Raw genomic sequence first — 306 nt, forward strand, 5'->3', positions numbered from 1 at the left:
CTGCGCTCGCAAAGTCAGTCACATACTTCAGTATGCTCCTTCCTTTCCTTCACTGGCCGCCTTGCTGCTGCGCAAATTATTGCGCACTTAATTCTGGTATCAGCTGAAAATTGTTCGCATCATCCTGATGCTCACCCCTTCGGGGCCAGTGCTCCGCACTGTCCAAAATTGCTCCCGGCAATTTTGTCGTCTCTAAAATCCGCCAAAACATCTTCGGCGTTGTAAGGTTAAGCCTCACGGTTCATTAGTACCGGTTAGCTCAACGCATCGCTGCGCTTACACACCCGGCCTATCAACGTCGTCGTC

The 306-nt window shown here is 51.3% G+C and carries 1 protein-coding gene and 1 rRNA gene; one reads left to right on the plus strand and one right to left on the minus strand.

The genetic code is table 11. The annotated features are described in order from the left end of the window. Nucleotides 1-225 (plus strand): hypothetical protein (locus WFN61_RS20785; protein WP_337039149.1); only part of this gene is annotated, 225 nt, incomplete at its 5' end. Here the strand turns inward: WFN61_RS20785 and WFN61_RS20790 are convergent. Continuing rightward, nucleotides 224-306, minus strand: a 23S ribosomal RNA gene (locus tag WFN61_RS20790); the annotation flags it as partial. The genes WFN61_RS20785 and WFN61_RS20790 overlap by 2 nt on opposite strands.

This window comes from Pseudescherichia sp. AS216 (assembly GCF_037152055.1).
Classification (GTDB): Bacteria; Pseudomonadota; Gammaproteobacteria; order Enterobacterales; family Enterobacteriaceae; genus Pseudescherichia.